Here is a 21,675-nt window from a genome sequence, read left to right on the forward strand (position 1 = left end):
CGCGGCAGATCAACCGAACCTCAGTGCTCTTATGAAATCGCTCGGCATCTGCGCCGGGGCATCCAGCATCTCCCTGGCGGGACTGGAAAAAAACGCCTCAGGCACCCACATCCTCTTTTCCCGCTCCCAAGCTCATGATGGCAACCCGCGCCGGACGCTGCGCGAGCTGCTCGGCCAGATTGATCATCTGCACGACTTCAAGATTGCCGTGACCGGGCGGAAGTTCCGCAACATGCTCAACTTCTCCGGCATTGCCGAGCCGGAGGCTGTGGAGCTGGCCGCCGCCTTTCTCCTGCACGATCAGTCCTGCCGGGTGGTGATCAGCGCAGGCGGCGAGACCACCATCGTCTATTCTCTGGATGAGGACGGCAAGGTCAGCGAAATCCACACCGGCAGCAAATGCGCTTCCGGCACCGGCGAATTCTTCCTCCAGCAGCTGGGCCGGATGTCCATCACCCTCGACGAAGTGGCGATGATGGATTTGCCGGAGAAGCCGCACAAGGTGTCGGGCCGCTGCTCGGTCTTCTGCAAGAGCGACTGCACCCATGCCCTCAACAAGGGCGTGGCCAAAGATCAGGTGGTGGCGGGCCTGTCCAAGATGATGTCCGGCAAGGTGCTGGAGCTGCTGAAGAAGCTGCCCAAGGACTCAGCAGTGCTGGTGGGCGGCTGCGCAGGCAACAAGGCCATGACCCACTATTTGAGCGAGGAGCTGCCCAGTCTGCGCATCCCGGAGCAGGCCGCTGTCTTTGAGGCGGTCGGCGCGGCGCTCTGGGCCTTTGACCACCAGTGCAAGCCTTTTGTCTCCTTGGACAGCATCTTCTCGGAACACCGGGCCGGACTGGCAACCCTGCCGCCGCTCTCCGAATGCCAGAAGCTGGTGGATTACAAGCACCAGGAGCGCGGCATTGCTGCGGCTGGGGACAAGGTTATTCTCGGCCTTGATGTCGGCTCAACGACCACCAAAGGCGTGCTCATGCGGCGCAGCGACAAGGCGATTGTTGCTGCTGAATATCTGCGCACTAACGGCGACCCCATCGGCGCGTCAAAGAATGTTTATCGGGCCTTGGCAGAGCAGGTCAAGGTGCCGGTGGTGATTGAGGGCTTGGGCGTGACTGGCTCTGGCCGCCAGATTGCCGGACTGCACGCCCTGACTGACGGCGTGATCAACGAGATCGTCGCTCATGCCACTGCGGCGGTGCATTTTGATCCTGAAGTGGACACCATCTTTGAAATCGGCGGCCAGGACGCGAAATACACCTACATCACCAACGGTGTGCCCAGCGACTACGCCATGAACGAGGCGTGCAGCGCAGGCACCGGCTCCTTTTTGGAGGAAGCGGCCAAGGAAAGCCTTGGCATCAAAGTGACGGACATCGGCGACACCGCCCTTCGCGCCACAGCCCCGCCCAACTTCAGCGACCAGTGCGCGGCCTTCATCGGCTCGGACATCAAGCGTTCGGTGCAGGAGAACGTGCCGCTGGAAGACATCGTCGCCGGGCTGGTCTACTCCATCGGCATGAACTACAACAACCGGGTCAAAGGCAGCAGGCCGGTTGGCAAAAAGGTCTTTGTTCAAGGCGGAGTCTGCTACAACAAGGCGGTGCCTGCGGCCTTGGCTGGACTGACAGGAAAACAAGTTGTCGTTCCTTCTGAAGCGGGCCTGATGGGTGCCTTTGGCGTGGCTTTGGAGGTCGAGCGGCGGATGGAGCAGGGCCTGCTTCAATCCGAGCAGTACGACTTGCAGGAGCTGATCAGCCGCGATGTGGAATATGGCGAGCCGTTCAAGTGCGGCGGCGGCAAGGACTGCGACCGGGGCTGCGAGATTGCCCGCATCAAAATCAAGGGCAAGGTCTATCCCTTTGGCGGCATCTGCAACCGCTACGACAACCTGATTCACAACCGCAAGGTGGAGGCTGGCGACTACGATTTAGTCATCCGGCGCGAGCGGCGCGTCTTCCGCGACCTCGCCCCGGCCAGCGCAGAGGACAAACGCCCGACTGTGGGCATGAACCGCTCCTTCCTGCTCAACACCTATTTCCCTTTCTTCAACGCCTTCTTCGCCGCGCTGGGCTACCGTCTGACCCTGCCTGCGGCCCAAGACCCCAGAGGAGCGGACCAGCAGGGTTCCTCCTTCTGCTATCCGGTGGAGATCGCCCACAACTACGCCGCCGCCCTGATTGCCGAGAAGCCGGATTACATCTTCATGCCCCAGCTCAAAGGTTTTGATCTGGGCGAGAAGGACAAGACTTCCTGCACCTGCGTGCTCGTGCAGGGCGAGCCGTACTACCTGCGCACCGCGTTCCCAGAGCTGGAAAGGAACAAAAAGGTCATTTATCAGGTGCTGGATTTTGCCAAAGGCTACACCGCTGACCGGGCTGCTGTCCGAGAGCTGGCCAAGCAGTTTGGCATGGATGCGGCCAAGGCGGATGCTGCGTTGCAGGCCGCCATTGCCGCTCAAGATGCCTTCACCAAAGATATCCGCGAAATGGGCAGGCAGGCTCTTGCTGATCTTGAACAGAACCCGGACAAGTTCGGCGTGGTGGTCTTTGGCCGGCCTTACAACAGTTTTGCCAGCGCGGCCAACAAGGGCATTCCGGCCAAGTTCGCCAGCCGGGGCATCCTGATCATTCCCTTTGACATGCTGCCCTACTGGGAGGAGAAGCTGGCCGACGACGCCAACATGTACTGGGTGATGGGCCAGATCATCCTCAAGGGCGCACGTTTTGTTGAGAAGCACCCGCAGCTTTACGGGGCCTACATCACCAACTTTTCCTGCGGGCCGGACTCCTTCATTGTCAGCTATTTCCGCAGCATCATGGGCCGCAAGCCCTCGCTGACCTTGGAGCTGGACAGCCACACCGCTGATGCTGGCTTGGAAACCAGGATCGAAGCCTTCTTGGATATCATCCGCTATTACCGGGAGATTCAGAAGAAGAGCCAGACGCTGCGCGCTGGCGGCAGCGCATTCCGGCTGGCGGAAATTGAGGACAGCAACGGCGTGACTGGCGTGCGGACTTCGGACGGCGGCTGGCTGCCCCTGACAGATGCACGGGTGCGGCTCTTAGTCCCGGCCATGAGCCGCTACGCCACCCCGCTGCTGGCCGCCTCATTTGCCAGAGTGGGCATCAAGGCTGAAGTCATGCCGCCTGCGGATGAGGAAGTCCTCAAGCTGGGCCGGGGCAACGCCTCCTGCAAGGAATGCCTGCCGCTGCAAACCACGCTCGGTGCGCTGCTCAACCGTGTCAAGCAGCGCAAGCCCGGCGAGGTGCTGGTTTATTACATGGCCAGCGCGGAAGGCCCCTGCCGTTTCGGTCAGTACCACGTGTACACCAAGCGGGTGGTGGAACAGCAGCGCATCCCGGATGTGGCGATGTTCACCCCCACGGCGATGAACGGCTACTGCAACCTCAGCGACAGCTTCCTGCGGGCGGCGTGGCGGGCGGTGATCATCGGCGACCTCTTTGATGAGATGTGGCCTGCGGTGCTGGCTGGTGCGAAAGACCGGGAGCAGGGCCTGCGGATTTTTCACGAGGAATATCGAGCCATTCAGGAAGTTGTCCACCGCCGCTGGCCGGTGCTGGCCGATCAGCTCACCCGCAGTGCAGCCCGCCTGCGCCGGATTGAGCTGAAGATTCCTTACGCGCAGATGCCGAAGATTTCCCTGCTCGGCGAGATATACGTCCGCCACGATCCAATTTCCCTGCAAAATCTGATCGAGCGGCTGGCGGACCGGGGTTTTGTCGCCCGCACCGCCTCCATCGGCGAGTGGATGAAGTACGTGGACTGGCTGATCGGCGAAGGCATCGAAGGCGAGGCGACACCGGGCTTCGCCATCCGGCGGCAGATTAAGAAGTACTTTGATCAGGCCATCCGCAAGCGGCTCGCGCCGTCCGGCCTCTTCTTCTATGACGGCACGCCTGCGCCGATTGAGCCGGTGATTGAGGCGGGCGAGCCGTTCGTTTCCCGGCAGTTCACAGTGGAAACCATCCTCACTGTCGGCGCGGCCCTGCACGAGATTCTGCATCCCTCCTGTGGCGTGATCTCCATCGGGCCGTTCGGCTGCATGCCCTCGCGGGTGGCGGAGGCGGTGCTGAGTGAAAAATTCACCACTGCCGAGAAGAAAATTCAGCTCCACAACAGCGTGGCGTGGCAGACTATTCTGACTAAGGAACGCAAGCTGCCTTTCCTGGCCATTGAGACCGACGGCAACCCCTTCCCGCAGCTGATCGAGGCGCGAATGGAGGCCTTCTGCCTGCAAGCCCAGCGGCTGAACGAGCAGATGCTGGCCTGCGGGTCAACGCACTGCTGATTACACAGTTGCATAGAGGCTGACCTTCCCTCATCTGACCAGCCCCGATTTTTTCGGGGCTTTTTTCTGCCTGATCAGGTTTAATGGGCGCAGCCAATCCGCGCTGAACGCGCTTCAGCTTTTTCTTGTTGCAAGGAGACAGAATCATGGGACAAACCGTCGCAGAAAAAATCATCGCCGCGCATATCGTTGAAAGCGAGGGTGTCAGCAATCTGTTTCGCACGATTTTTAAGGTCAAATTTTAGACAAGCCCGCCAGAGGTGAGAACATGATCACTCGGATGAAAATATCAGGCTTTAAAAACATTGTTGAACTTGATGTGCGCTTCGGTCCTTTCACCTGCATTGCGGGCGCAAACGGTGTCGGCAAGTCAAACCTTTTTGATGCCATCACTTTCCTGAGTGCTCTTGCTGAAAAAACATTTATTGAGGCAGCCATGTATGTTCGTGGCGAAGGCGGTCGGACTGCGGACGTGCGCCATCTTTTTCATAGAAATGGTGACAGATACATCGACACTATGTCGTTTGAAGTTGAAATGATTATCCCGTCTGAAGGGACAGATGATTACGGCCAAACAGCTATGGCCAGCATAACGTCGCTTAGATATAAACTTGTTCTTGCCTATCGGAAAGAGAATAGCGAGCATTCTCAAGGAAGAATTGAGCTTTTTCATGAAACACTTGAGCCAATGAAAATTGGTGAGGCGAACAGAAATTTCCTCTTTGAGCATAAAGCAGGAACGTGGAGAAAATCTGCGGTTAAGGGGCGGCGTTCAGGCGGTGCTTTCATCTCAACCATGCCCAAAGACACGGCCAGCAGTGCCGACAAAATGATTCAGATGCATCAGGATAAAGGTGGCGGAAAGAAAGAAAACTGGTCGCGTGGCAGCGGGCGTTCCTTTCGCGCCGCCACTCTGCCTCGGACAGTGCTTTCTTCGGCAACCAATGCTGTGGAAAGCCCAACCGCCTTGCTGGTCAGAAGAGAAATGCAGGCGTGGCGGCTGCTCCAGCTTGAACCGTCGGCTCTCCGCAAGCCGGATGAAATCACCGCACCGAGGCGGCTGGGGGCTGACGGTGCCCATCTGCCTGCGACCTTGCATCGGCTGGCTGGAGAGATCGAAAAAAACGCGGATGAAAATACAGCAAGTCAAGTTTATGCGGAATTGGCGAACCAGCTTTCAGAGCTGATTAATGATGTGCAGAAAGTGCAGGTGGATCGTGACGAAAAACGCGATCTGCTGACTTTGGAGGTGGTTGACCGAGACGGCACTGCACATCCGGCCCGCTCTTTGTCGGATGGCACCCTGCGCTTCTTGGCTCTGTCAATACTCGGCATGGACAGAGAGGAGAAGGGGCTGCTTTGCTTGGAGGAGCCTGAGAACGGTATTCATCCTGAACGCATTCCGGCGATGCTGCGTCTGCTGCAAAATATTGCAACCGACACGGACAAGGAGTTGGGCGCAGACAATCCTTTGAATCAAGTCATCATTAATACGCATTCTCCGGCAGTTGTGGCGCAAATACCGGATCACAGCCTCCTTGTGGCCGAATCCAGAGAATATGTAGACAGGGAAGGAAGGCGAGGGAAAGGACTGTCATTAAGTTGTTTGGATAAAACTTGGCGGTCTAAATCAGAAGAGAAGCCAAGAATAATTTCTAAAGGGAAACTTCTTTCTTACCTCAATCCGATTGAAAGCAGGGAGGAAGAAGCCGCTCAAAAAAACGAGCCTTCCTCAGCCGGACGCAGGGTCATTGACAGGATGCAGCTTATGTTGCCAGGTCTCGTTCAAAAATGAAAGAGATACGTTGCACGCTCCTGACAGACGGCAGCTCGGACAGGGCATTGCTGCCGATCATTTCATGGCTTTTACGTCAGCATTGTCCTGCGTTCGCCATTCAGCGTGAATGGGCGGACTTATCCAGGCTTCCAGCAAAACCTAAACAATTGGCCGACCGCATCAGGTGCAGCATTGAACTTTATCCCTGCGATGTGTTGTTTGTTCACAGAGATGCTGAAAAGGCGGCATGGACAGAGCGGATCAAGGAGATCAAAAACGCTTTGAACGAACTTGATCATCCGCCGATAGTCTGCGTGGTGCCAGTGAGAATGACAGAAGCATGGCTGCTGCATGATGAACAAGCAATCCGGCAGGCTGCGGGCAATCCCAATGGCAGGCAGCCGCTGGCATTGCCAAAGATGACCAGTGTTGAAAATCTGCCTGATCCAAAACAAGTTCTTCATCAACTGCTGCTGTTGGCAAGCGGGCAAACCAGCCGCAGAAGAAGAACTGATATCAGCGGGTTTGCAATTCGTGTCGCCGAGCTGATTGACAGTTTTGAACCATTGCGGCAGCTAACAGCGTTCAGTCATTTTGAGGAGGAGCTTGTTGCAACAGCAAAGGGACAAAAATGGAAATTATAGTTTCTGACCAATCAATTGCAATGGGCGCAGCAAACCCGCGCTGAACGAGTTTCAGCCTTTTCCACTCTGTTTCGAGGAGATAGACGCTATGGGACAAACCGTCGCAGAAAAAATCATCGCCGCCCACTTGGTCGAGGGCGAGATGAGGAAGGGAGCCGAGATCGGCATCCGCATTGATCAGACCCTGACCCAGGACGCAACCGGCACTATGGCTTACTTGGAGTTCGAGGCCATCGGCATTCCCCGCGTGCAGACCGAGCTGTCGGTCAGCTACGTGGATCACAACATGCTGCAATCTGACTTCAAGAACGCTGACGACCACATTTTCCTGCAAGGCGCAGCCCGCAAGTTCGGCCTGCACTACTCGCCGCCCGGCAACGGCATCTGCCATCAGGTGCATCTGGAACGCTTCGGCATTCCGGGCAAGACCCTGCTTGGCTCGGACTCGCACACCCCGACCGGCGGCGGCTTGGGAATGCTGGCCATTGGCGCGGGCGGCTTGGATGTGGCAATGGCCATGGCGGGCAAACCCTTCTATATGATCATGCCGAAGATTTATGGCATTAAACTGACTGGCAAACTGCGGCCTTGGGTGGCGGCGCGCGATGTGCTCTTGGAGGTGCTGCGCCAGCTCACAGTCAAGGGCGGCGTTGGTTATATTATGGAATACTTCGGGCCGGGCGTGGCCGAACTGAGCCTCACTGACCGGGCGACGATCACCAACTTTGGCGCGGAGCTGGGCGCGACAACTTCAGTCTTCCCGTCGGACGAGCAGACGCGCAAATACTTTGCCGCGCAGGGCAGGGAAGATCAGTGGCGCGAATTGAGCGCGGACGCGGACGCTGAATACGACAAGGTGCTGGAGATTGATCTTTCCACCTTGGAACCAATGATCGCCTGCCCCTCCTCGCCGGATAACGTGGTCAAAGTGCGTGAAGTGGCGGGCCGCCCGGTGGCGCAGGTGCTGGTCGGATCCTGCACCAACTCCTCGCTGCGCGACCTGACTGCGGTCTCGAAGATCATGGCAGGCCGCTCGGCGCATCCTGATGTCAGTTTTGAGATCAATCCCGGCAGCCGTCAGGCCTTGGAGAATCTCACCGCGCAGGGCGGCATACTGCCTCTGCTGCAAGCCGGAGCACGCATCCATCAGTCCGGCTGCTTGGGCTGCATCGGCATGGGTCAAGCACCGCCCAGCAACATGATCTCCCTGCGCACCTTCTCGCGCAACTTCCCCGGACGTTCCGGCAACAAGGGCGATCTGGTCTATCTGTGCAGCCCGGAAGTGGCGGCGGCCTCAGCCATCAAAGGTGTGATCACCGATCCGCGTGATCTGGGCGAATATCCCGCCTTCACCCTGCCGGAACGCTATCTGCCCGGCGACGAGCGCATTGAGCGGCCTCTGCCGCCGGATGAGAGCGCGAAGGTGGAGATCGTGCGCGGGCCGAACATCGCGCCCTTCCCCACCTTCGCGCCGCTGCCGGAGACATGGAAGGGCAAGGTCGCGCTCAAGCTGGCTGACAACATCACCACTGACCACATCATGCCTGCGGGCGCGAAAATCCTGCCGCTGCGCAGCAACATCCCGGCGATCAGCGAATACGTCTTCTCACAGATCACCGAGAGCTTTGCCCGCGACATGCAGGCCACGATGGCTGAGGGCTTTGCTGGCGCGGTGATCGGCGGCGACAACTACGGCCAAGGCTCCAGCCGTGAGCACGCCGCCTTGGCCCCGCGCTATCTCGGCGTTGAGGTGAAGTTGGTCAAGAGCTTCGCCCGCATCCATAAGGCCAACCTGATCAACTTCGGCATTCTGCCGCTGACCTTTGCTGATCCGGCGGACTACGACCGCATCGAGCAAGGCGCGGAGATCGTCATCAAAGGATTGCGCCAGGCGGTGCTCTCCGGCGCGGAGACGCTGACTGTGGAAATCGGCGGCAGAGCTGTGCAGGCTTGCTGCGAGCTGTCCGCCCGCCACCGGGAGATTATTGCTGCGGGTGGGTTGCTCAACTGGGCGCGGTGATTTTGGGCAGTGTGCCGCGCAAAGCAAAGCCTTTAAAACCGTATTTCAGACAATCGCAGGGGGCAGGTCTCCCCTGCCTGTTCCTGCGGTTGTCTGTTTACCCAAGTTGGGCCTGCAAAATAGTTTTTTAATGCCGTAAGTCCAGATAAAAAGAAAATATTTATTTAATCACACTGAATGCTGATGCGATGCGCTTTCGGATAAAGATGATGCCTCACTATATGAGTGATTTAGTATCTTGCAGGTCACACCTTGGTTTTTTTATAAAAAATAACGTTGCACGCAAGAGAAGCAAATGACCGAATGCACCCTGCTGTGGCACGATTACGAGACATGGGGCCTTGATCCGCGCAATGACCGGCCTGCCCAGTTTGCTTGCCTGCGCACGAATCTTGAGCTGGAGGAACTGGCTGAACCGCTTGTGTTATGGTGCCGCTTGGCAAGTGACACGCTCCCGGATCCACGCGCCGTGCTGCTGACCGGCATCACCCCGCAGGAGGTCAGTAAAAAAGGACTGAATGAGGCCGAATTCTTTCGCCGTGTCCACGCGGAATTGGCCCGGCCCGGCACTTGCGGCACCGGCTACAACAGCCTCCGCTTTGATGACGAAGTGACCCGCTTTGGCTTCTACCGCAATTTTATTGATCCCTACGCCCGCGAATGGCAGAACGGCTGCTCGCGCTGGGATATCATTGATTTGCTTCGCACCGCCTATGCCCTCCGCCCGGAGGACTTCAACTGGCCAATGCAGGATGGTGCTGCCAGCTTCCGGCTCGAGCTGCTGGCAGCCGCCAACGGCATTCCCCATGATCCCCACGAGGCTTTAAGCGATGTCCGGGCCACGCTCGAACTCGCCCGCCTGCTCAAACGGCAGAAGCCGCGTTTGTACGAGTACTGCTTCAATCTCCGGCAAAAAAACGAAGCTGCCAAGCTCCTCAACCTGAAGGAGCGGGAAATAGTCCTGCATATCAGCGGGATGTATCCGGCGGTCAAGGGCTGCATCGCGCCGGTGATTCCGCTGCTCCAGCATCCGCGCAACAAAAGCGAGATCATTGTGTATGATCTGCGCCAGCCGCCGCAGCTTTTGCTGGCTATGACCCCGGAGGAAATGGAGGCGAACCTCTACGCCCGCAGCGAGGAGCAGGAGGAAGGCTTCGAGCGGCTGGCCTTGAAAGGGGTGCATGTTAACAAATCGCCGATTGTCGCCCCGGTGAGCACGCTCACGCCCGAATTGGCCGCGAAGTGGCAGATTGACTGGCGGCAGGCGCAGCAGCATCGGCAGCAGCTTTTGGCGGACAAAACGCTGCTGCAGCGGCTGGCACTGCTGTACAGCAAAAAGCGGCCTGACACGCAGGCACCGGACGCGGACGCAGCCTTATATGACGGGCTGATTGCTGACGCAGACCGCCGCTTGTGCGATGAACTGCTGCATAAAAGCGCAGACCAGCTTACGGCGCAGCCGCCGCCCTTTGCCGATGAACGCCTGCGGACGCTCTATTTCCGCTGGCGGGCGCGCAATTGGCCGGAGTCTCTGGATGCGAAAGAACAGGAGCGGTGGCGGCATTTCTGCGAGGCCCGCCTGCTCGAAGGCCAGTTCGGCAACGCGCTGACGCTGGCCCGGTACAAGCAGATTCTCGAAGAGCTGATCAGCGGCGGCGCGGCAGAGCAGCAGCCAGAGCTGATCCAGCGGCTGGTTGACTGGGTGTCGTGAGGCTGTCCAAAAATCAGAATTTGACCAAGGCAACTTATGGATATGCCTATCCATTTGGGTAGGCGCATATTCATGACATGCCCAAGTCAAATTCCGCCTGAATTCATTTGCCAAGAATGCTTATTCCGTAATAGCAAGGATTCGATTTGCATGAAACCATTTTCACTTTAAGCGTGAATTTTCCAGTCCTTCTTGGGGTCACACTGACAACAGGAAGGCTGTCATCTTTTAAGTCATCACTAACTTTTTCATCATTGTCGTCGTACATTGCCAGATCAAGATCTGAGCAATCTTCATCGCAAGCTGAGACTATTTTATATTGCATACCTTTTCTTAGTGTAAAACTGAACGAGTCCTCTTCTCCGTCTCTCATATTATCGAACTTGTCATTATGGGTTTCTTCGAAGTCAGCGGTGCTTCCAGCAAGCTTGACTAAAGCAAGCTGCGCCTTTACTTGATCGCTATATCCTTTGGCTGTCGCATATCTTGGAATCAGCAAGCAAGCTAAACTGATGACTGCAAAAGACCATTTCATGATAACCTCCACTTTATTCTGTTGATGAATAAAAAAAGATTTTTTAAGGATTAAATTTACCCCCCCCCCATATATTGCTGTCAAGCAAAAATTGTATATTTTGCATTAAAAATTTCTAATCTGAAATTTTGTTCCGCTGGCGGGCGCGCAATTGGCCGGAGTCTCTGGATGCGAAAGAACAGGAGCGGTGGCGGCATTTCTGCGAGGCCCGCCTGCTCGAAGGCCAGTTTGGCAACGCGCTGACGCTGGCCCGGTACAAGCAAATTCTCGAAGAGCTGATCAGCGGCAGCGCAGCAGCCAGAGCTGATCCAGCGGCTGGTTGACTGGGTGTCGTGAGGCTGTCGAAGGATTTAACGAACAGGAAAAAGTCATGCAAGCATCTGCTTGATGCAGGGGTGAAAAATTTTTCGCCCCTACCTGCTGCGCTGATAATCGGCAATGTGCCATCAGGCGCGGCGTAACGAAAAGCTGAAACACTCTAACGCCCACCTGCCGCCCCATTCCCAGCCCGCTGCATTTTCCTGGCCCGCCCGTGCTGGTTTTGGCTTGCATGGCCGTCCGATTCAGTGTATATAAACGTATTTTTTCCAAGCAGGTGCTGTCTAACCCTGCGTCGCAGGGTTGTTGTTGTCTGCTGCTGCTGTCGGCCCGGCAGCATGGCATGAGGAAACGTGTCAAGGGGTTGCAGGGGATACTGTGACTCCTTTTTTATTTTTCAACTGACGTTTGCAGTCAGACGGCTGCGTTCCGTCCAGGGCAGGCCGGGCAGCGGTCAGGAGGCAGAGGAACCAGAGATGAACAAAGATTTGAAGTTCGTGCGGAACATCGGCATCAGTGCCCATATCGATTCGGGCAAGACCACGCTCACCGAGCGCATCCTTTTCTACACCCAGCGCATCCACGCCATCCACGAGGTGCGCGGCAAGGACGGCGTGGGCGCGACCATGGACTCGATGGAGCTGGAGCGGGAGCGCGGCATCACCATTCAGTCCGCCGCCACCTACTGCTCGTGGAAGGACACCAGCATCAACATCATTGACACCCCCGGCCACGTGGATTTCACGGTTGAGGTGGAGCGCGCCCTGCGCGTGCTGGACGGCGCAATTCTTGTCCTCTGCTCAGTGGGCGGCGTGCAGTCGCAGTCGATCACGGTTGACCGGCAGATGACCCGCTACAACGTCCCGCGCATCGCTTTCATCAACAAGTGCGATCGCACCGGCGCGAACCCGGAGCGCGTTGTCCGCCAGCTGCGCGAGAAGCTGAATCTGAACGCGGTGATGCTCCAGATTCCCATCGGCCTTGAGAACGATCTCGACGGCGTGGTGGACTTGGTGACGATGGAGGCGGTGTATTTTGAGGGCGAGCAGGGCCGTGACATCCGCCGCGCCGAAATCCCGGCTCATCTGCTCGATCAGGCCAAGGCCAAGCGTGAGGAGCTGCTGGATGCGGTGTCCATGTTCTCCGACGAGCTGATGGAAGCCATGCTGGAAGAGGGCGACATTCCCGTGCAGCTGATCCACGACGCGATCCGCAAGGGCACCCTGTCTCTGCAATTGGCTCCGGTGATGATGGGTTCCGCCTACAAGAACAAGGGCGTGCAGGAGCTGCTTGACGGCGTGAACATGTATCTGCCCAGCCCGACTGAGGTGGAGAACATCGCCCTTGACCTTGACAACAACGAGGCTGAGGTCAAAGTCAGCAACAACCCGGCTGATCCGCTGGTAGCACTGGCCTTCAAGCTGGAGGACGGACGCTACGGCCAGCTCACCTATGTCCGCACCTATCAGGGCGAGATCAAGAAAGGCGACTTCATCGTCAACACCCGCACCGGCAAAAAGGTCAAAGTGGGCCGTTTAGTGCGGATGCACGCCAACGAGATGGAGGAGATCGACGAGGCTGGTTCCGGCGACATCATCGCCCTCTTCGGCGTAGAGTGCGCCTCCGGCGACACCTTCTGCGGCGGCGACATCAACTGGTCCATGACCTCGATGCATATTCCGGCTCCGGTTATTTCTTTGGCGATCAAGCCGAAGGACACCAAGGCCCAGGACAACATCTCCAAGGCATTGAACCGCTTCTGCAAGGAAGACCCGACCTTCAAATCCTTTGTCGATCATGAGACCGGCGAGACCATCATCTCCGGCATGGGCGAGCTGCACTTGGATGTGTACATCGAGCGGATGAAGCGCGAGTACAAGGCGGAAGTGGAAGTCGGCGCGCCGCGCGTCGCCTATCGCGAGGCCATCACTCAGCGGGCGGACTTCGACTACACCCACAAGAAGCAGACCGGCGGCTCCGGCCAGTTCGGACGGGTGGCAGGCTACATGGAGCCGCTGGAAGAGGGCAACTACGAGTTTGTGGACGAGATCGTCGGCGGCTCGATTCCCCGCGAGTTCATCCCTTCGTGCGACAAGGGTTTCCAGGCTTCGATGGACAAGGGCCTGCTCATCGGCGCGCCGATCAACGGCGTGCGCATGGTGATCAACGACGGCAGCTACCACACGGTTGACTCCTCGGACATGGCCTTCCAGCAGGCGGCGAAAGGCGCGTTCAAAGAGGCCTACCGCAAGGCCGGCGCGGTGATCATGGAGCCGATCATGAAGGTGGCTGTGGAAGGGCCGTCCGAATTCCAAGGCTCGATCATGGGCAGCCTCAACCAGCGGCGCGGCATGATCATCGGCACCACGGAGGAAGCGAACTACACCGTGGTTGAGGCGGAGATGCCGCTGTCCGAGATGTTCGGCTACTCCACCGTCCTCCGCTCGCTCACTCAGGGCAAGGCCGAGTTCACGATGGAGTTCGCCGCCTACCGGCAGGTGCCGAAGGGCGTGGCCGAGCAGCTGATCAAGGACTTTGAGGCCTCCAAGAAGAACTGACAACCAAGAAGAGGTGCATCATGGGATATGAACCGTTAGTCAAGCAGAACCCCCTGCGGGCGCTGAAGCTGGGCAACGACAGAAAGATGGGCCTGATCATGGCCCGCACCGGCCTGGGCAAGACGGCCCTGCTGGTGCAGATCGCGCTGGACTCCATCCTGCGCGGCAACCGGGTGCTGCACATCAGCATCGGCGAGAGCTTGGACAAGACCAAGCTCTGGTACGACGACATGCTGCAGGCGGTGCTGCATGAATGCCCGGTGGCCAGGCCGCACGAGCTGATTGACCTGGTCCGGCAGCACCGGATGATCATGACCTTCAAGGTCGGCGCCTTTGACCGCGAGCGGCTGGAGGAGCGGCTGCACGATCTGATCCAGCAGAACATCTTCACGCCGGACTGCGTGGTGATTGACGGCTTTGATTTCGCCGCCACGGATCACGCCAAGCTGCAAGGCATCCGGGCGCTGATGGCGGAGCTGAAGCTGCAAACCTGGTTCTCCGCCACCAGCCACCGCGACGATGCCCGCGTTTCGCCGTCCGGCGTGCCCGCGCCCTGTCATGAGCTGGACGATCTTTTTGAGAACGTCATCCTGCTCAAGCCGGAGCAGGATCATGTCGCGCTGCAAATCCTCCGCGACAAGGGCAGCAAGGCGGCGGAGAGCAGCCACCTCTGCCTTGATCCTGCCACCATGATGGTCAAGCAGGCATAACCGAGCCAAATCTGTTCCGTCGGCGAAGGTTTCTCGTACCTTCGCCGATCCTTCCTTCCCGCCATGCGTTTCCGTCCCTGCATCGACCTGCACCAAGGCAAGGTCAAACAAATCGTCGGCTCCACCCTCAGCGACACTGCCGCCGCTGACCTGCGCACCAACTTCTCTTCTGAACTGCCTGCGTCGTGGTATGCCAAGCTCTATCAGCGCGACAACTTGCCTGGCGGCCATGTCATCATGCTTGGCCCCGGCAATGAGGCGGCGGCTCTGGACGCGCTGGCGGCCTGGCCAGGCGGCTTGCAGCTTGGCGGCGGCATCACAGCGGCCAATGCCGGGCAGTGGCTGGAGGCCGGAGCCTCGCACGTCATCGTCACTTCTTACGTCTTCCATGACGGCCAGCTTGACTTCGGGCGATTAGAAAACCTGCGTCAGTTGATTGGCAAAGAGCGGTTAGTGCTGGATCTGAGCTGCCGCTGGCGTGAGGACGGCTATTATGTCGTCACTGACCGCTGGCAGAAATTCACGCGGCTGCGCGTCAGCACGGAGCTGCTGGCCGAGCTGGCGGCAAGCTGCGCCGAATTCCTCATTCATGCGGTGGATGTGGAAGGCAAGTGCATGGGCGTGGACGAGCGGCTGCTGGCCTTGCTCGCCGAAGCTGATGCGCCAGCGCCGATCACCTACGCGGGCGGGGTGAGCAGCATGGCTGATCTGGAGCTGATCCGGCGCGTTGGTCAAGGCAGGATTGATGCGACTGTCGGCAGCGCGCTGGACATCTTCGGCGGCAGCGGTTGTCGATATGATGAGGTGGCGGCGTTCTGCCGCAAGTGATCCACGCTGGAATTCCCGCCTGTTGCTCAGTTTTCTCTGGCAAAATTTTCTTTTTGCCGATATTGTACCCTCTTGCTGCATACGTTCTGCGCAATCCCATCTCTAAGCCGCTGCGGATTAATAGTGAAGAAGGCTCATATATATGGAGCACTTCTGCAAGGGCAAATGGCTTCAGACTCCAGCGCACCGAAAGCAGGAGACAAAACATGCAGCCAGAACGACGTGTCCGCTTGTTCCGCAACGGACGCAGCCAAGCTGTTCGCATTCTGCGTGAGTTTGAGCTGCAAGGAACAGAGGTTGTCAGGGCTGCATTGCGGCTTTGCTGGCCGCAATGGAAGCCGCTTGACGATGATTTTCCTGAGACAGAAGATGCACCGGAAGACCTATTTTGAGATGCCTCAGTTTTCCATGCGGCCAGAACTCCGAAAAACGCCCACCAAGTCACTGCCAGATGCGGCCCGTCAGCGCAGCAGCAGCCAGCATGAACAACGCCAGACGGTGCGCGAGCAGTTTTTCAGCCTGCCTGAAGGCACTCCTTGTCAGCTTCTTGCCGGAGAAATCATCATGAGTCCGTCGCCTATTCCTCTGCATCAGGCCATTATTCTGGAATTGTCCTTGCAGTTGCTGCGCTTCGTCAAAGAGAAGAAAGCAGGCCGAGTTTTCAGCGCGCCTCTTGATGTCGCCCTTGACGACGATCATGTCGTTCAGCCGGACATTCTCTTTATTCGCCAGGAAAATTTGGGAATTATCGGCAAGAAAATCATCGAGGGCGCTCCTGATCTTGTCGTTGAAGTGCTGTCGCCGTCATCAGCCTATCACGATCTGCGCACCAAGTTCCGGGCGTATGAACGGGCTGGCGTGCAGGAATATTGGATTGTTGATCCTGAACGGCGAAGCATGGAAGTCTATTGCACCAGCGGCAAAAAATTTCAGCTGCATCAGGAGGCTGAAGAACGCGGCGCAGTGCAGTCTGTCCTGCTTGCCGGATTTTCGGTTGCGCTGGATGATCTTTTTTCCTGCTTGGATTAGCTTGTAATGTTGCAGGCTCACTGATCTGCATCAAATGTCCCGCCTCCGTTCCGGCTTCACCACAGGTGCTTGTGCCGCCGCCGCCGCCAAGGGCGCGGTCATGGTCTTGCTGCGCGGCCAAACATCTGCTGCTGTGGAAATTCCCTTTCCTGACCATACGCGCCGCAGTTTTCCTTTGCATAGCTGTTCGGCGCAGAGCGGTTGCGCTTCCGCCTCAATCCTCAAGGATGCGGGGGATGATCCCGATGTGACTAACGGCGCGGAAATTATTGCCTTGGTCACGATGCAGGAATCCGGTGGCGCAGGCGAAACGATTGCCATTCAAGCAGGGCATGGGGTGGGCACGGTGACCAAGCCCGGCTTGTCAGTGGCGGTTGGTGAACCAGCGATCAACCCGGTGCCCCGGCAGATGATTCGAGACGCTGTGCTGGAGGCCTTGTGCGAGGCAGACAGCCCCGACCTGCGCCTGACTGTCACCATCAGCGTGCGCGATGGCGAGCGGCTGGCCGAAAAAACCCTCAACCGACGGCTGGGCATCATTGGAGGGCTTTCGATTCTCGGCACGACGGGCATCGTCCGCCCGGTTTCTGCTGAGGCGTGGACAGCGACCATTGAGGCGGCGATGAATGTCGCCCGTGCCGCTGGACTGGACGAGGTGCTGCTTTCCACGGGCCGCACTTCTGAGGCGGCGGCGCAGCGGCTGCTTGCTTTGCCGGACGAGGCGCAGGTGATGATGGGCGATTATTTGGAATATGCGCTCAACGCGGCGCGGCAGCACGGCTTCAGGCGCATTCATCTTGCCGGGATGTGGGGGAAAATCGTCAAATGCGCTCTCGGCATTCCGCAAACCCATGTCCGGCATGGTGCCTTGGCCATGCGGCAGGCGGCCGAGCTGTTGGCCCAGCTTGGCGTAGAGCAAGAAACTGCGGCCCAATTAGCTCTTGCCAACACCTCCAGAGAAATTTTGCAGCTCTTGCAAGCGCAGGGCAGGACGGACTTGGTGCGGGCGGTCTGCCTGCGGGCCAAGCAGTATGCGGAGCAGTGCTCTGGTCTGCCGGTGAGTCTGTACTTGGTCAGCTCGGCAGATGGCGTGCTGGAGCAGGTCTGAGCGGCAAAACCGACCGCAGTCAAGAACAGCATGGACAGAAGAAAGCGGAGACGGTATCCTTAGGCGAAGAGGCGAACGGCCTCCTGTTGTTTAAATCAACGCCAATCTGCCAAGGAGAACATATTATGAAGAAAATTCTTGCAGCACTGCTGCTGTCGCTGGCTTTTGCCGCCTGCGCTCCGCATAACAGCCCTCCTCTAGAGGAAGACTGCGGTTGCAGCGCACAGATCAGCCCAGAACTTCCCCACAATCACACCGTCTGAGAAGAGCACCCGGAGAAGATATGAAAAAACAAATAGTTCTTTCCGCCCTTGCGGTCTGTTTGACCGTCAGCCCAGCGTGGAGCAAAGAAAAGACGGCTAAAAAACCGCCTGCGGAAGAAAAAAAGGCGGCGGCGCAGCAGCCTGAGTCTGCTCCAGCGGCGGAGACCACTCCGCCTGCGGCTCCTGCCGCTGCCGCACCTGCTGAAGTCAACGCCAAGACCCTGGATTTGGCCAACGCCCAGCGCATGGCCTTGCAGGGCAATCCCGGCATCGGCGCGGCGCAGGCCAGAATTGAGCAGGCCAAGGCGAAAATTCAGCAGGTCATTGCCACGCAGCGGCCTGCTCTGGACGCAATTGCCAATGTTGGCGTGCAGGGGCAGAAGGATGCGGACGAGCTGGGCAAAAACAGCACCATCGGCCTGCAAGGCTCGTGGCTGCTCTTTGACGGCTATGCCCGAAAATTCCAGCAGGAGCAGGCTGAGTACGGCGAAAAATCTTCCGTGGAAGCCAAGCGGAACAGTCAGCGTCTGCTGGCCGCTGCGGTGGCCGATGCCTTTTTTAATGCCCAGCTTGCCAAGGCCTCGTTGGACATTGCAACGGCGGATCAGGAATTTTATGAGCAGCAGCTCAAAGATGCCCAGCATCGCTTTGAGGCGGGCACTGGTTCGTGGGGCGATGTCCTGAACATTAAGGTGCAGGTCAATACGGCTAAAAACAATGTCATTTCCGCCCGTCGGCAGCATGAGGCGGCCCGCTATGGCCTTGCCGCCCTGCTCGGTCTTGAAGATGCCGCCTTGCCTGAACTGGCCGAGCTGGAGAAAAATTTTTCTCCCTCAGATGAGAGCCTGACGGCGGACACGGAGGCGATGATCCGTGAGGCTCTGAAGACCCGGCCTGATCTCAAGCGGCTGACTTTGCAGGTGAAGGCGGCTGCAGCCGGAGTGAATATGGCGGAAGCGCAGAATGCGCCGAAAGTGCGGCTCACCGGCCAAGCTGGCGCACTCAGTCAAAAAGAATTGCTGCCGGAAAGCGGCGACTTGAATGCGGCCTTGTCCTTGGGCCTGAGCTGGAATCTTTATTCCGGCGGCGCAGTTGAAGCAGCGGCGGCGGAAGCGCGGCAGGCGAAGCGGGAAGCGGCCTATGGGTACGCCGACCTGCGCAACAGCATTGCCGCAGAAATCCGCCAAGGTGCGACGCTGCTGGCCGCAGCGGGCAGGCAGGTGCGCCTCCAGCAGGAAAGCGTTGAGTTAGTCAAAGAAAACCGCAAGCTGGCGCAAAGCCAGTACGAGGCCGGAGCCGCTTCGCTGACCACGCTCAACGAGGCCCAGCGTGATTTGACCGCCACCCACGGCAGGCTGGCCCAGGCCATCGTCGCCTATTGTCAGGCCCAGCATCAGCTTTTGGCCGCGACTGGCAAAAATCTGGAGCCGTTCAAAGACCTGCTGGCGGCTGAGGTGAAAGAGCTGAAGCTGCCGGAAGGAAAATAGTGCCAGCAAGGGCGAAAAAAAATCGCCCGGGCTGGTCACTGTGGCGGCAAAATCTCAATTTCCAGCTTGCCGAGCAGCCCGCCGATGGCGATCTGCCCTTCGACATCGGCGCGGGTGAAGCGGATGTGGTACAGATCAGCGGGCAGCTGCCGGGTCGTGGTGTCCACGCTGACCCACTGGCCGCCAAGGCAGACCTCATTCCAGGCGTGATAATAAAAGGCATTGCGCTGCATCGTGACTCCGGCGGCAATGGCGGTGGGCAGACCAAGGCTTCGGCTCAGAGCCGCAAACAGGGCCGCGTGCTCGTTGCAGTCGCCCAGACGGCTGTCGAGAGTGGTCAGCGCGTCAGGCAGGCCAATCACGGGCCGTTTTTCAATATGTTCATACACCCAGTCGGTCAGCAGCCTGACCTGCTGCGCCGGGTCTGTTGTTGTGCCAACGATTTCTTTCGCTTTGGCGACAATTTTCGGATCATCGGCCTGCACATAGCGGCTGGGCTTCAGGTACTTCTTCTCGGCGCAGGCGGCATCTGGAGAAGCGGGCAAGGCAGGGGGAAAGACATCTCTGCTGATGCGCAGTTTGCCCTCAGCAAACTGCTGCCGCCCGCCGTTCAGCTCCACCTGCGCTTCCGGCGGAAAGCGCAGGCGGTAGGCGGCGGTTTTGCTGCCTTCGGGCAGCAGGCTGCCGGAATACTGCACCGCAACCGCAGCCAGCAGCTCATCACCGCTGTCTTGAATATCCATCGCCTTGAACTTCGCTTCGGCCTCATAGACAAAACCGGCAGGCGATTCTTCTTTGATGATTTTTCCTTTGTCATCCATCCAGAAGCGAGTTTTCATGCCGGAATATGTTTCAGTGAATTCATGGAGATTATACACTCGCCCGCCGATCAGTTCTTTGTTTCGCCCGTTGTACGTGATGACGGATTCATGCGGAGTCAACGTCATCGGCTCAATAAACGCATGTTTTACCCTGTCTCCTTTTCTGGTCATCTTGGCTAAGAGATAGCCGCGCTGGTTGAGCGGCAAAAAGGGCGTGTCTGGCAGGGTGACGGCATCTTTGATGACAGTCCGGCCTGTGTTCAAGGCGAAAAAGACTTTTTTCCCTTCTGTACGGCCTTCCGCCTTGGTGCTGTAGAAGGCCGAGGAAAATGTGAACTGGAAGGTTTTCAGCCGCATGCCGCTGTCTAACTCCGCGCTGAGGTCCATGTTCACCGGCTGGACGGTTTGAAGCACTTTCAGCTTGAGCGCGGCCTGCTGGCGGATGCTGAAGCCGCTGCTGCTGGGCCGCACGTCTTCCATCACCCAGCCGATGCGCTTGCCGTTGAGATGAACGCCATAATATTGCTGATATTTTGCCGCTTGAAGCACAGCGGTCTGCTCGCCGCTGTCCAGCCGGGCGATGAAAAAATCCCGCCGCGCAAGACCAAGCAGGAGAAGCAGCCAAACAGTCAGAACGGCAATTTTGACAATGCGGGTCATGAGGATGCACCGGAAAAAGGTTGCTGTCTGCACCAAGGATACCGCGCCGCTGCCGGGCAGTCAATGTGCCGTCTTTGCGCATTGCCGCTTGACAGAAAAAAAGATATTGGCTATATAAAGCACTGTCCAAACAGGCTGACAGTTTCGGACAGCTTGGCAGGCTCTTTTTTCGGACTGCCGCTGCCCAAAATGCGTGCTGGATGTGATGAGCGGGTGTAGCTCAGCTGGCAGAGCACAAGCTTCCCAAGCTTGGGGCCACGGGTTCGAACCCCGTTACCCGCTCCATGTTCGCAGACGTGTCAGCCCGCCGTTTCTGCCTTGCGGCGGAAACGGACGCATCGCTGAGGTTTTGTGAAAGTGGGCTTGGCCCGCTTTTTTTATTGGTATTGCCCAAAAAGGCTGGCGGAGAAAGGAAGGCGGCTTGTGAGCGGAGACCGGGTTGTCAAGGCGGCAGAGGAGTTTGCCCGTCCGATTGCGGAAGAAATGGGGCTGGAGCTGGTCGAGACGCAGTTTCGGCAGGAATCCGGCGGCTGGGTGCTGCGGCTGTTTATTGACCGCGCCGAAGGCGGCGTGGGCATTGACGACTGCGCCTCGGTGAGCCGCCAGCTTGCGGCGCGCTTGGAGGCCGAGGATGTCATCAGCCATGCCTACACGCTGGAGGTTTCCTCGCCCGGAGCTGAACGTCCGCTCAAACGGATTGAGGATTTCATCCGCTTCACAGGCCGCCGGGTCAAAATAAAACTCAAGGAGCCGGTCAACGGCGAGTATGCCTTTTTCGGCACGCTGGCAGCGGCAGACACGGAACAACAGCAGATCACGCTGGCTGCCGAACAGGGCGGGCCGATGACGATTGAGCTGGACGCAGTGGCCAGGGCCAGGCTCTGCCTGTAGCGGGCG

General features: G+C 58.2%; 16 protein-coding genes and 1 tRNA gene. 15 read left to right on the plus strand and 2 right to left on the minus strand.

The window, feature by feature from the left end; genetic code table 11:
* The first annotated feature begins 31 nt into the window (after positions 1–31).
* The 5 genes from ACNKH6_RS01400 to sbcB all read left to right on the plus strand — a co-directional run bounded on the left by ACNKH6_RS01400 (position 32) and on the right by sbcB (position 10,461).
* Positions 32–4,309: an acyl-CoA dehydratase activase gene (locus tag ACNKH6_RS01400; protein ID WP_417913760.1), complete on the plus strand. Its 4,278-nt coding sequence runs from the start codon at positions 32–34 to the stop codon at positions 4,307–4,309.
* A gap of 268 nt (positions 4,310–4,577) precedes the next feature.
* Entirely contained in the window at positions 4,578–6,104 is a 1,527-nt protein-coding gene (locus ACNKH6_RS01405) for an AAA family ATPase (protein ID WP_417913761.1), read from the plus strand.
* Positions 6,101–6,730 (plus strand): hypothetical protein, encoded by a 630-nt coding sequence (locus ACNKH6_RS01410; RefSeq protein WP_417913762.1) that lies wholly within the window; start codon positions 6,101–6,103, stop codon positions 6,728–6,730. Before ACNKH6_RS01405 ends, ACNKH6_RS01410 begins: the two co-directional genes overlap by 4 nt.
* A gap of 88 nt (positions 6,731–6,818) precedes the next feature.
* A complete protein-coding gene (locus ACNKH6_RS01415) occupies positions 6,819–8,750 on the plus strand; it encodes an aconitate hydratase (protein WP_417913763.1) in 1,932 nt (643 codons plus the stop codon).
* Between the two features lie 295 nt (positions 8,751–9,045).
* On the plus strand, positions 9,046–10,461 hold the full coding sequence (gene sbcB / locus ACNKH6_RS01420) for an exodeoxyribonuclease I (RefSeq protein ID WP_417913764.1): 1,416 nt from the start codon (positions 9,046–9,048) through the stop codon (positions 10,459–10,461).
* A gap of 103 nt (positions 10,462–10,564) precedes the next feature.
* Here sbcB and ACNKH6_RS01425 read toward each other — a convergent pair whose 3' ends face one another.
* Positions 10,565–10,996 (minus strand): hypothetical protein, encoded by a 432-nt coding sequence (locus ACNKH6_RS01425; protein ID WP_417913765.1) that lies wholly within the window; start codon positions 10,994–10,996, stop codon positions 10,565–10,567.
* 128 nt (positions 10,997–11,124) lie between these two features.
* Here ACNKH6_RS01425 and ACNKH6_RS01430 point away from each other — a divergent pair, with 128 nt between their 5' ends.
* From ACNKH6_RS01430 to ACNKH6_RS01465, 8 genes are all read left to right on the plus strand, one after another.
* Entirely contained in the window at positions 11,125–11,319 is a 195-nt protein-coding gene (locus ACNKH6_RS01430; protein ID WP_417913766.1) for a hypothetical protein, read from the plus strand.
* 471 nt (positions 11,320–11,790) lie between these two features.
* Entirely contained in the window at positions 11,791–13,872 is a 2,082-nt protein-coding gene (gene fusA / locus ACNKH6_RS01435) for an elongation factor G (protein ID WP_417913767.1), read from the plus strand.
* A gap of 20 nt (positions 13,873–13,892) precedes the next feature.
* Positions 13,893–14,582 (plus strand): hypothetical protein, encoded by a 690-nt coding sequence (locus tag ACNKH6_RS01440; RefSeq protein WP_417913768.1) that lies wholly within the window; start codon positions 13,893–13,895, stop codon positions 14,580–14,582.
* 63 nt (positions 14,583–14,645) lie between these two features.
* On the plus strand, positions 14,646–15,410 hold the full coding sequence (hisA, locus tag ACNKH6_RS01445) for a phosphoribosylformimino-5-aminoimidazole carboxamide ribotide isomerase (protein WP_417913769.1): 765 nt from the start codon (positions 14,646–14,648) through the stop codon (positions 15,408–15,410).
* Positions 15,411–15,575: 165 nt separating this feature from the next.
* Complete coding sequence (locus ACNKH6_RS01450; protein WP_417913770.1) at positions 15,576–16,439, plus strand: Uma2 family endonuclease; 864 nt, start codon at positions 15,576–15,578, stop codon at positions 16,437–16,439.
* Positions 16,440–16,473: 34 nt separating this feature from the next.
* The gene (cbiD, locus tag ACNKH6_RS01455) at positions 16,474–17,547 is read left to right on the plus strand and encodes a cobalt-precorrin-5B (C(1))-methyltransferase CbiD (RefSeq protein WP_417913771.1); all 1,074 of its coding nucleotides are present in this window, start codon (positions 16,474–16,476) and stop codon (positions 17,545–17,547) included.
* 125 nt (positions 17,548–17,672) lie between these two features.
* Positions 17,673–17,810, plus strand: coding sequence for a hypothetical protein (locus ACNKH6_RS01460; protein WP_417913772.1), 138 nt, complete (start codon positions 17,673–17,675; stop codon positions 17,808–17,810).
* 20 nt (positions 17,811–17,830) lie between these two features.
* Positions 17,831–19,297, plus strand: a complete 1,467-nt coding sequence (locus tag ACNKH6_RS01465) for a TolC family protein (RefSeq protein ID WP_417913773.1) — start codon at positions 17,831–17,833, stop codon at positions 19,295–19,297.
* 35 nt (positions 19,298–19,332) lie between these two features.
* Here the strand turns inward: ACNKH6_RS01465 and ACNKH6_RS01470 are convergent, their stop codons facing one another.
* Positions 19,333–20,778 carry a transglutaminase-like domain-containing protein gene (locus ACNKH6_RS01470; RefSeq protein ID WP_417913774.1) on the minus strand — a complete coding sequence of 482 codons (1,446 nt, stop codon included), beginning with the start codon at positions 20,776–20,778 and terminating at the stop codon, positions 19,333–19,335.
* A 209-nt stretch (positions 20,779–20,987) separates the two neighbouring features.
* Between ACNKH6_RS01470 and ACNKH6_RS01475 the strand changes: the two genes are divergently transcribed.
* A tRNA-Gly gene (locus ACNKH6_RS01475) sits at positions 20,988–21,063 on the plus strand.
* Positions 21,064–21,201: 138 nt separating this feature from the next.
* Entirely contained in the window at positions 21,202–21,669 is a 468-nt protein-coding gene (gene rimP, locus ACNKH6_RS01480) for a ribosome maturation factor RimP (protein WP_417913775.1), read from the plus strand.
* The last annotated feature ends 6 nt before the right edge of the window (positions 21,670–21,675 follow it).

Source organism: Candidatus Electronema sp. JM (genome assembly GCF_048287415.1).
GTDB lineage: Bacteria > Desulfobacterota > Desulfobulbia > Desulfobulbales > Desulfobulbaceae > Electronema.